The 10,689-nt window shown below is 64.7% G+C and carries 9 protein-coding genes and 1 tRNA gene; 8 read left to right on the forward strand and 2 right to left on the reverse strand.

From position 1 onward, the window contains the following. From VGH68_RS02645 to VGH68_RS02675, 7 genes are all read left to right on the forward strand, one after another. Positions 1 to 698 (forward strand): molybdopterin dinucleotide binding domain-containing protein (locus tag VGH68_RS02645; RefSeq protein WP_331601952.1); only part of this gene is annotated, 698 nt, incomplete at its 5' end. Between the two features lie 9 nt (positions 699 to 707). Next, entirely contained in the window at positions 708 to 1,640 is a 933-nt protein-coding gene (gene fdxH / locus VGH68_RS02650) for a formate dehydrogenase subunit beta (RefSeq protein WP_331601953.1), read from the forward strand. Continuing rightward, entirely contained in the window at positions 1,627 to 2,283 is a 657-nt protein-coding gene (locus VGH68_RS02655) for a formate dehydrogenase subunit gamma (RefSeq protein WP_331601954.1), read from the forward strand. The genes fdxH and VGH68_RS02655 overlap by 14 nt, the downstream gene beginning before the upstream one ends. Before the next feature lie 114 nt (positions 2,284 to 2,397). Beyond that, a complete protein-coding gene (gene fdhE, locus VGH68_RS02660; RefSeq protein WP_331601955.1) occupies positions 2,398 to 3,399 on the forward strand; it encodes a formate dehydrogenase accessory protein FdhE in 1,002 nt (333 codons plus the stop codon). A 48-nt stretch (positions 3,400 to 3,447) separates the two neighbouring features. Then, positions 3,448 to 4,890 (forward strand): L-seryl-tRNA(Sec) selenium transferase, encoded by a 1,443-nt coding sequence (gene selA / locus VGH68_RS02665; protein ID WP_331601956.1) that lies wholly within the window; start codon positions 3,448 to 3,450, stop codon positions 4,888 to 4,890. After that, on the forward strand, positions 4,887 to 6,800 hold the full coding sequence (gene selB / locus VGH68_RS02670; RefSeq protein WP_331601957.1) for a selenocysteine-specific translation elongation factor: 1,914 nt from the start codon (positions 4,887 to 4,889) through the stop codon (positions 6,798 to 6,800). Before selA ends, selB begins: the two co-directional genes overlap by 4 nt. A gap of 40 nt (positions 6,801 to 6,840) precedes the next feature. Then, positions 6,841 to 6,936, forward strand: a tRNA-Sec gene (locus tag VGH68_RS02675). Between the two features lie 266 nt (positions 6,937 to 7,202). Here VGH68_RS02675 and VGH68_RS02680 read toward each other — a convergent pair. Both VGH68_RS02680 and VGH68_RS02685 read right to left on the reverse strand, forming a co-directional pair. After that, a complete protein-coding gene (locus VGH68_RS02680; protein ID WP_331601958.1) occupies positions 7,203 to 9,413 on the reverse strand; it encodes a xanthine dehydrogenase family protein molybdopterin-binding subunit in 2,211 nt (736 codons plus the stop codon). A 2-nt stretch (positions 9,414 to 9,415) separates the two neighbouring features. Next, entirely contained in the window at positions 9,416 to 9,877 is a 462-nt protein-coding gene (locus VGH68_RS02685) for a (2Fe-2S)-binding protein (protein ID WP_331601960.1), read from the reverse strand. Between the two features lie 184 nt (positions 9,878 to 10,061). On the opposite strand from VGH68_RS02685, the gene VGH68_RS02690 reads away from it, so the two are divergent. Then, positions 10,062 to 10,689, forward strand: a 628-nt coding sequence (locus VGH68_RS02690) for an AraC family transcriptional regulator (RefSeq protein WP_414696882.1), incomplete at its 3' end; no start/stop codon positions are given.

Here is a 10,689-nt window from a genome sequence, read left to right on the forward strand (position 1 = left end):
GCAAGCCGTTCGACCCGAAGCGCAAGCTGATCGCGTGGAACGGCAAGACGTGGTCGGGAGCGGACATACCGGATTTCAAGGTCGACGAGCCGCCGGAAAACGGCATGAATCCGTTCATCATGAATCCGGAGGGCGTGGCGCGTTTCTTCGCGCGCGACGGTCTGGTGGAAGGGCCGTTCCCCGAGCACTACGAGCCGTTTGAAACGCCGCTCGGCTACAACCCGCTGCATCCGGACAACAAGGCGGTCGTCAGCAATCCGGCGGCGCGCGTGTTCCCCGACGACCGGGCCGCGTTCGGCACGCACGAAAACTTCCCGCATACGGCGACCACGTATCGTCTGACCGAGCATTTCCACTACTGGACCAAGCATGCGCGTCTGAACGCGATCATTCAGCCGGAACAGTTCGTGGAGATCAGCGAGGATCTGGCGAAAGAGGTCGGCGTCGTCGCCGGGGACCGCATCAAGGTGTCGTCCAATCGCGGGCATGTGATCGCCGTGGCGCTCGTCACCAAGCGCATCAAAACGCTGATGATCGAAGGCAAGAAAGTACAGACGGTCGGTTTGCCGTTGCACTGGGGCTTCAAGGGACTCGCGAGGCCCGGCTATCTCGTCAATACGCTGACGCCCTCCGTGGGCGATGCGAATTCGCAAACACCGGAATTCAAGTCGTTCCTCGTCAAGGTCGAAAAGGCATAAGGAAAAGAGATGGCACTGCAATCACTGGATATCAAACGCATGTCGGCCACCACCGTGCCCGAGCCGCAAGTGCGCGAGCCGGCTACCGGCACGGTCGCCAAGCTCATCGACGTGTCGAAGTGCATTGGCTGCAAGGCATGTCAGACCGCCTGCATGGAGTGGAACGACCTGCGCGACGAAATCGGCACGAACGTCGGCGTGTACGACAACCCGGCCGATCTGACCGAGCACTCATGGACCGTGATGCGCTTCTCCGAATACGAGAACGCGCAAGGCGATCTGGAATGGCTCATCCGCAAGGACGGCTGCATGCACTGCGAGGATCCGGGCTGTCTGAAGGCCTGCCCGGCGCCTGGCGCGATCGTGCAGTACACGAATGGCATCGTGGATTTCCACGAGGAAAACTGTATTGGCTGCGGCTATTGCATCACTGGCTGCCCGTTCAACGTGCCGCGCATTTCGAAGAAGGACCATCGTGCGTATAAGTGCACGCTGTGTTCGGATCGCGTGGCGGTGGGCCAGGAACCGGCTTGCGTGAAGACCTGCCCGACCGGCGCGATCATGTTCGGCACCAAGGAGGACATGCATCAGCAGGCCGCGGACCGGATCGTGGATCTGAAGGAGCGGGGTTTCGAGAACGCCGGCCTGTACGATCCCGCCGGGGTGGGTGGCACGCACGTGATGTACGTGCTGCATCATGCCGATCGTCCGTCGCTGTATCACGGCTTGCCGGACAACCCGAAAATCAGCCCGATGGTTGCGCTGTGGAAGGGGTTGGCGAAGCCGCTGGCGCTGGCGGGCATCGCGTTCGCGGCGGTGGCCGGGTTCTTCCATTACACGCGTGTCGGTCCGAACGAGGTGACGGAAGAAGACGAAGTCGAAGCTCAACGCGAAGCCGACGAAGCACGCCGTTCGAGGGAGACACCCAATGAAGCATCCTGAGCATACCGGGCTGAGGGACGTGAAGGGCAATCGCCTGATCGTGCGCTACACGCCGAATGAGCGCACCAATCACTGGATCACCGCGATCTCGTTTGTGTTGCTGGCGATCTCCGGCCTCGCGATGTTTCATCCGGCGATGTCGTGGCTCTACGCGATTCTCGGCGGCGGGCAATGGACGCGGATTCTGCATCCGTTCATCGGCTGCGTGATGTTCGTGTCGTTCCTGATTCTGGCGTTGCGCTTCTGGCATCACAACTATCTCGACAAAGCCGACGTGCAGTGGATGCGGCAGATCGGCGACGTGCTCAACAATCGCGAGGACAAGCTGCCCGCGATCGGCAAATACAACGCCGGTCAGAAGCTGTTGTTCTTCACGATGGTAGTCTGCCTGGTGTTGCTGCTCGCCAGCGGCATCGTGATCTGGCGGCGCTATTTCTCGTTCTATTTCCCGATCGGGATTATCCGGCTCGCAGCGGTGGTGCATGCGGCCGTGGCGTTCGTGCTGATGGTTGGCATCGTCGTGCATATCTATGCGGCGCTGTGGATCAAGGGCTCGGTCGGCGCGATGACGCGCGGCACCGTGACGTACGGGTGGGCCAGAAAGCATCATCCGAACTGGTTCAAGGAAATCATCGGCAAGTAACAGCAGCGCGTTTCTCAGCGCACCGCACACCGAGCCGCCGCCGTCGTTCGATGAAGCGCGGCGGCTCTTCAGTTTTCGGCGCGGTTATCAGCGCAGTTTTCAGAGGTCGATACTTTGGTTCAACGCATTCTTGAAGCCGGCGACATCGAGTCGCTCGATCACTCGGCGATTCCCCGCATCCGCACGCCCGAGCGGCTCGCGGTGTTCGCGCCGCGCGCCGCGCGGCTGCGCCAGCTCGCCGCGCGCGACAATCCGATCGCCGGCTATCTGCGCCTGATGGCCGTGCTCGCCGACGCGCAGCAAGCGGTGATCACGAGCTTCAACGGGCAGTCGCCCACCCCCGAGTCGATCGCGACTGCGCAAGAGCATTCGATGCCGCTGATTCCCGCGCTGTCCGGCGTGCGTGATCCGGCGTGGCGCGACGTGCTGCGCCAGTTGCTCGACAGCATCGAGCGCGCGGGACCGCTCACGCCGCCGCTATTAGCACTGGTCGCCCGCTTGCGCACGCTCGACACCGCCACGCTCGAAGCGCAGGCCGATGCGCTGTTCGCGCAGCGCTTCGACGAAGTCGATCCGGCCAGCGCGCCGTTCATCATGGCCGCGTTGCAGGTGGTGTGGACCGATCTCGCCGCCGACATCGACAAGCGCCAGGTGCCGTATATCGAAACGCTCGGCTTGTGCCCCGTGTGCGGATCGCATCCAGTGGCGAGCACGGTGCGCGTGGGCGGCGCTCATGACAATTACCGTTACCTGCAATGCGGCTTGTGCTCGACCGAGTGGCACATGGTGCGCTCGAAATGCTCGAACTGCGATTCGACCAAGGGCATTGCATATCATACGGTCGGCTCGCTGCAGGCCGACGACGCCACGCGTGAGGCGGAAGCGAAAAACGCCGCGCTGAAGGCGGAGTCGTGCGACGAATGCCATACTTACCGCAAGATCGGCATTCAGTCGAAGGACTACGACTTCGATCCGTTCGCGGACGATCTCGCCAGCCTCACGCTGGACCTGCTGATGGGGGCGGAGGGTTATCGGCGGGCGTCGCCGCATCCGTGGCTGTGGCCAGAGGAGACCGGCGGCGCGCAGGATTCCGCGGACGACTCCCGGTCCGATTAGGATCGGCCGGATGCGGCTGGCGCACGCGACTACAAAAGGGATGGCTTCGTGAGCGATGTGAGCGGCTCGGAATTGCGCGCGCTGATGGCGCGCGTGCCGTCGGTGGAAAAGATCATCGCGTCCGCGCAGTTCGTGGCGTTGATCAGCGACTATGGGCGCACGCAGGTGCTCGACGCGGTGCGCGCGGCGCTCGACGCGTGGCGCGCGAGCGCCCAGGCGGGCGGCGCGTCGATCGGCGAGCTCGACATCCCGCAACTGCATCTAGCGGTCGAAGCCGCGCTGTGCCGTCGCGCCGAATCGCGCCTGCGCACTGTATTCAATCTGACCGGCACCGTGCTGCATACCAATCTCGGCCGCGCGGTATTGCCTGACGAGGCGGTGCAGGCGGTGACGAAAGCGCTCACCCAACCCGCCAACCTCGAGTTCGATCTCGGCACCGGCACGCGCGGCGACCGCGACGATCTGATAGACGAACTCATCTGCGAACTGACCGGCGCCGAGGCCGCCACCGTGGTCAACAACAACGCTGCCGCGGTGCTGCTCACGCTGTCCGCGCTGGCGGGGCGGAAGGAAGTCGTGGTGTCGCGCGGCGAGCTGGTCGAGATCGGCGGCGCGTTTCGCATTCCCGACATCATGAGCCGCGCGGGCGCGAGGCTGCGCGAAGTCGGCACGACCAACCGCACGCATCTGCGGGACTACGACGAAGCGATCGGCCCGCAAACCGCGCTGCTGATGAAGGTCCACGCGAGCAATTACGCGATCCACGGTTTCACCAAAGAGGTCGGCCTCGACGAGATCGCGTCGCTTGCGCATGCGCGCGGCCTTGCGGTTGCCGTGGACCTCGGCAGCGGCACGCTGGTCGATCTGAGTCAATGGGGCCTGCCGCGCGAGCCGACCGTGCGCGAAGCCATCGAAGCCGGCGCCGACCTCGTCACGTTCAGCGGCGACAAGCTGCTCGGCGGTCCGCAGGCCGGCTTAATCGTCGGGCGGCGCGATCTGATCGCGAAGATCAAGAAGCATCCGCTCAAGCGTGCGCTACGTGTCGGCAAGCTCACGCTGGCGGCGTTGGAGCCGGTCCTTCAGCTATACCGCGCGCCGGAAAAACTGGCGCAACGGCTGACTACGCTGCGTCTGCTCACGCGTCCCGCCGACGACATCCGCCTTGCCGCTCAGCGCGTGCAGCCTGCGTTGCAACGCGCGCTCGGCGAGCGTTACGCGGTGGTTGCGGAGCCTATGTTCAGCCAGATCGGCAGCGGCGCGTTGCCCATCGACGTGCTGCCGAGCTACGGCCTCGTCGTCAGAACGGCTGACGGCAAGCGTGGCGGCCGGCACCTGCTCACGCTGGAAAAAGTGCTGCGCGAGATGGCGCGGCCGGTTATCGGACGCATTGCGCAGGACGCATTGCGCCTCGACCTGCGCTGCCTCGAAGCCGCCGATGAAGCGCAACTGATCGCGCAACTGCTCGACCGGCCAAAGGACGCGCACGCATGATCGTCGGCACGGCGGGACATATCGACCATGGTAAGACGAGTCTGGTGAAGGCGTTGTCGGGCGTCGATACCGACCGTTTGAAGGAAGAAAAAGCCCGCGGCATTTCGATCGAACTCGGCTACGCGTACGTGCCGCTCGAGAACGGCGACGTGCTCGGTCTGATCGACGTGCCGGGCCATGAAAAGCTCGTGCACACGATGACCGCGGGTGCGAGCGGCATCGATTTCGCGCTCCTCGTGATCGCCGCCGACGACGGTGTGATGCCGCAAACGCGCGAGCATCTGGCGATCGTGCAACTGCTCGGCATTCAGCGCGGGGCCATCGCGTTGACCAAGGTGGATCGCGTGGACGCGGAGCGCTTGCGCGAAGTGCGCGACGAAGTGGGCGCGTTTCTGAGCGGCAGCGTGCTGCACGATGCGCCGGTGTTCGAGACGTGTGCGATGCGCGCCGACGATCACGGCGTGGCTGCGCTGAACACGCATCTGCACGAGGCGGCTGCGGCGTGGCATAGGAAGCGCGCTGACGGCCTGTTCCGGCTTGCGATCGATCGCGTCTTCACGCTCGCGGGGCAGGGCACCATCGTCACCGGGACGGTGCTCTCCGGGCGCGTGGCCGTCGGCGATACGATGCTGCTCATGCCGAAAAATCAGCCGGTGCGCGTGCGCAGCATCCATGCGCAGAATCGCCCGGCCGAAACCGGACGAGCCGGCGAGCGCTGCGCGTTGAACCTCGCGGGCATCGACAAGAGCGCGATCGAGCGCGGCGACTGTGTGGTCGATCCGCGTTTGTCGCAGGCATCGGAGCGGATCGACGCGATGCTGACGCTGCTCGCCGACGCGCCGGTCACACTGAAGCAGTGGACGCCGCTGCACGTGCACCTGGGCACGCAGCATCAGGTTGCGCATCTGGCGTTGCTCGAAGGCGAAACGCTCGATGCCGGTCGGCGTGCGCGCGTGCAGCTCGTCTTCGAGCGGCCGGTGTGCGCCGCGCCGGGAGACCGCTTCGTCGTGCGCAATGCGCAAGCCGATCGCACGGTGGGCGGCGGCCAGGTGCTCGATCCTTTTGCGCCGTCGCGCAAGCGGCGCTCACCTGACCGGCTTGCCTGGCTCGATGCGATCCAGACGATGCTCGAAACGGGCGCGGTTGATTCGATGTTCGCGAGGGCGCCGCACGGTTTGTCGCGCGCGTTGCTGGAACGATTGACGGACATGCCGGCGGCCGCGCTCGCGTTGCCGCCCGATACGCGCGTTGTCGAGGTGCCCGGTCACGATGCGTTGCTCGTTGCCAATGCGCGCTGGCAGGCCTTGAACAACCGGCTAACCGAGACGCTTGCGCAGTACCACGAGCGCTCGCCTGACGAACTGGGACCCGACGTGTCGCGCTTGCGGCGGATCGCGGCGCCGCTGGTGGACGATGCGTTATGGCGCGCATTAGTCGACGATGCCGCTGCGCGCGGTGAGATCGTCAAACATGGGCCCTGGCTGCATTTGCCCGGTCACACCATAACGCTCGACGACGCGGAGCGGGCGCTCGCGGCGGCGCTGCTACCTGAAGTGAAGGCAGGCCGTTTCGATCCACCGTGGGTTCGGGATCTGGCCAACGCGCACGGCGTGCCTGAGCAGCAGATACGTCTGTTGATGCGCAAACTCGCGCGGCAGGGTGAGCTTTTTCAGGTCGTGCATGACCTCTTTTACCACCGTGAAGCGATTCGCGAGCTCGCCGCGATGGCGGCGGCCGAGGCTGCGAAGAACGCGGGCACGGTAGCGGCTGCGCCGTTTCGCGACGTCACCAGACTGGGGCGCAAGCGTGCGATTCAGCTGTTGGAGTTCTTCGACCGCGTTGGCTATACTCGCTTCCACCATGGCCTGCATATGATGCGCACCGAGAGTCGTTGTCTTCATCTGCTCTGATGGCGATCGTTGATCGCCGTCGTGTCATTCAATCACCGTAGGAAGGCATTCGTATCCGGTGGTGCGGCTGGGCTTCAAACCCAGTTGAGGGCGTCAGACGCTCTCAGGTCGGTTCGACTCCGGCTGCCTTCCGCCAGGACGTTCCGAGGCGCTCCTTGGATGGCCTGCAACATCCGCAAAGTTATTGATTCGTCATGTTTCTTGGCGCCGGCGTCTCTTCGCGTTTCAGCTGTCCACATATGGTTTCTGCGTGAATTCGCGGTAGAGGCATGGGTAGGGCTGCTCCGGGAACACAGCGGCACACTGGATACGCTACCGGACAAGCGGTCTGAGCATGCCAATTAAAACCGCCGTCCCCCGCCAGGGTACGGCGTACGTCGAACCATCCCGAAGAAACGACCGTCAGGCGCTCTTTTCCGCAGTGCCCGGAAACGGCAAGCTGTGAAGCCGTTTGCCCGTGGCTGCGAAAATCGCATTCGCGACCGCCGGCCCGACCGGCGCGACCCCCGGCTCGCCGACGCCGGTCGGCGCTTCGCCGGACTGCACGATATGTACTTCGACCTTCGGCATTTCGGCAATCCGCAGCACCTGATAGCCGTCGAAGTTGTTCTGCTCGACCTTGCCGTCCTTCAGCGTGATCGCGCTGTGCAACGCCGCGCCGAGACCGAAGCCGATGCCGCCTTCCATCTGTGCGACGATGACGTCGGGGTTGATCGGTGTCCCGCAATCCACCGCACAGACGACGCGTTCCACTTTCACGTTACCCTCGTTGTCGACGGAGACTTCCGCGACCTGCGCGACGAACGTCTTGAACGCCTCGGCCACCGCGATGCCACGCCCGCGGCCTTTCGGCAACGGTTTGGCCGGATCCCAGCCCGCTTTCTCCGCGGCGAGTTCGAGCACGGCGCGCATGCGCGGTTCGTGGGCGAGCAGATCGCGGCGGAAGGCGAACGGGTCCTTGCCCGCAGCGTGTGCGGCTTCGTCGATGAATGCCTCGACCGCGAATGCCGTGTGCGAGCTGCCCACTACCCGCCACCACAACACCGGCACGCCGGTCTGCGTGGTCGTCAGTTCGACCGAGATGTTCGGAATCGCGTAGGCCACGTTAGCGGCCCCCTCGACGGACGTCCCGTCGATCCCGTTTTTGACCATCACGCTTGCGAACGGCGTCCCCGCAAGGATCGACTGACCGACGATGCGATGTCGCCAGGCGACGAGCTTGCCGTCGGCGCTCAGACCCGCGTCGAGCTTGTGGAAGTACATCGGCCGGTAGAGGCCGCCGTGGATATCGTCCTCGCGGGTCCACTGCAGTTTGACCGGTGTGCCATTCGCACCCAGCGCCTTCGCGATCGACACGGCCTCGACGATATAGTCCGACTGTGTATTCGCGCGCCGCCCGAAGCTGCCGCCCGCATACAGCGTGTGAATCTTCACCTGCTGCGGATCGAGCCCGGCCGTGCGCGCGGCGTTGCCCTGGTCGACCGTCTGGAACTGGTCGCCGGCCCAGATCTCGCAGCTGTTGGCAGTGAGCTTGACGACGGCGTCGAGCGGCTCCATCGGCGCATGAGCGAGGTACGGGAACGCGTAAGTAGCGGAAATCTTCTGCGCCGCGCCCGCGAGCGCCTGTGTCGCATCGCCGTCCTTGCGGGCAGATGCGCCGGCCTGCTCGGCGAGTTGCCGGTACTCGGTCATGATCGCGTCCGAACTGCGCTTTTCGGCCTTCGAATCTTCCCATTCGACCTTCAGCGCATCGCGGCCCCGCTTCGCCGCCCAGAAGCCCTTTGCGACCACGGCAACGCCGCCCGGCACTTGCACGACCGAGACGACGCCCGGCTCGGCTTTAGCGGCCGACGCATCGAATGACTTGACGGTCGCACCGAAGAGCGGCGGACGCTGCAGCAGCGCGACCAGCATGCCGGGAAACGTCACGTCGAGCGTGAATTGGGCTGTGCCGTCGGTTTTCGGCGGCACGTCGACGCGCGGCAACGGATGGCCGATCAAACGAAAATCTTTTGGCGATTTGAGTGTGACCTTGTCCGGCACCGGCAAGCGGGCGGCGGCCGACGCGAGCGAGCCGTAGGTCTCGCTCCGGTTCGTGGCCGCATGATGAACGCTGCCGTCACGCGTCGTCAGTTCGGACACGGGCACCTGCCACTGCGCAGCGGCGGCGGAGACCAGCATCGCGCGCGCTTTCGCGCCGGCTTCGCGCAATTGCATCCACGAGTTGGCCATCGCCGAACTGCCGCCCGTGCCCTGGATCGTACCGAACGCGAGATTCGCGTAGCGCTTCGCATCGGCGGGCGCGCTTTCGACACGCACGTCCTGCCAGTTCGCATCCAACTCTTCCGCGACGATCGTCGCGATGCCGGTGTACGCGCCCTGGCCCATCTCGACATGTTTGGCGATGACCGTGACGCTATTGTCGGGCGCGACGCGCAGGAACGCATTGGGCGCGAACGTCGCTTCGGGCATCGTGGCAGCGAGCGCACGGCGCCCCGTGCCCGCCCACTCGAAGCCGACGGTGAGTCCGACTGCCGCGATGGAGCCGGCTGCTTTCAGAAAGGTCCGGCGGGATGGGCGCACCGCATCCTTAAGATCGAGATCGGTCGTCATGGTCAGGCCTTCAGGGTGGCAGCGGCTTCGTGGATGGCTGCGCGAATGCGGACATAGGTCGCACAGCGGCAGAGATTGCCGTTCATTGCGGCGTCGATGTCGGCGTCGGTGGGCGTGGCGTTATGTTCGAGCAAGGCCGTCGCGGACATGATCTGTCCGGACTGACAGTAGCCGCACTGCGGGACCTGCAGCTTGACCCATGCGGCCTGAATGGCTTTGGCGGGCCGGCTTTCGATGCCTTCGATGGTCGTGATGCGCTTGCCCGCGACGGCGGCGAGCGGCAGCACGCACGAACGGGTGGCTTCGCCTTCCAGATGAACCGTGCAGGCGCCGCATTGCGCCATGCCGCAGCCGAACTTCGTGCCGTGCAGGCCCGCGTTTTCGCGGATCGCCCAGAGGAGCGGCGTAGTAGGATCGGCATCGAGCGTAATGTTCTTGCCGTTGAGGACAAACGATGTGGACATGGAACCTCTCCGTGGGGAAAGCCCGAACTTGGCGCCGGGTGTACGCGGCAGTGTGACCGACCGCCTGCTGTTGCGCTTACACAATCCTGCAAAAATATTGAACAATCCTGCAAATCGAGCAGGCCACGGTGGCTACCCGGCAGCGGCTCGGTATGCTCGATTCCGTCAACGGGGTTCAATGCACATGAAACAGAATTCTTCCAGGCTCGATCCTTCGGCGCCGCACGAAACGGCACGCCGCGAACTCGCCGCGCTCATCAGCCGCTTCGCGCCGGTGGACGGCGCGCATCAGACGGCGATTGCGTCGCTGACCTTCTACCGGTACGCGGCACCCGCGGATCTCGGCTGCGGCGTGACGAGCCCCGCGTTCGTGTTCGCGGCGCAAGGCGCCAAGCGGGTCGTGGTCGCGGGGCAGGCATACGAATACGATCATCTGCATTGCCTCGTGACGTCCGTCGATTTACCCGTGATGTCGCGGGTGACACGGGCGTCGCCCGACGCGCCTTATCTATGTGTGAAGTTCACGCTCGATCCGCAGCGCATCGTCGAACTGGCGACGCAGGTGCATCTGCCGGAACCGGATACCGCGTCGGCGGGCGAAGGCATCGCCGTAGGCTTGCTGTCGGCGCCGGTTTTCGATGCGGCGCTGCGGCTCGTGCGATTGCTCGATACTCCGGATGACATCCCTGTTCTCGCGCCGCTCATCGAGAAGGAATTGCTCTACCGGCTGATGACAGGCGAACAGGGGAAGCGACTGCGGCAGATCGCCGTCAACGGGAGCCAGACGTACCGGATCGCGCGGGCGATCGACT

It is taken from the genome of Paraburkholderia sp. (assembly GCF_036488505.1).
Taxonomy (GTDB): Bacteria; Pseudomonadota; Gammaproteobacteria; order Burkholderiales; family Burkholderiaceae; genus Paraburkholderia.

Bases quoted from the DNA above. Each gene is read 5' to 3' on its own strand.
- selB (WP_331601957.1), top strand. From the start codon at position 4,887: ATGATCGTCGGCACGGCGGGACATATCGACCATGGTAAGACGAGTCTG.
- VGH68_RS02655 (WP_331601954.1), top strand. From the start codon at position 1,627: ATGAAGCATCCTGAGCATACCGGGCTGAGGGACGTGAAGGGCAATCGC.
- fdxH (WP_331601953.1), top strand. From the start codon at position 708: ATGGCACTGCAATCACTGGATATCAAACGCATGTCGGCCACCACCGTG.
- VGH68_RS02685 (WP_331601960.1), bottom strand. From the start codon at position 9,877: ATGTCCACATCGTTTGTCCTCAACGGCAAGAACATTACGCTCGATGCC.
- VGH68_RS02680 (WP_331601958.1), bottom strand. From the start codon at position 9,413: ATGACGACCGATCTCGATCTTAAGGATGCGGTGCGCCCATCCCGCCGG.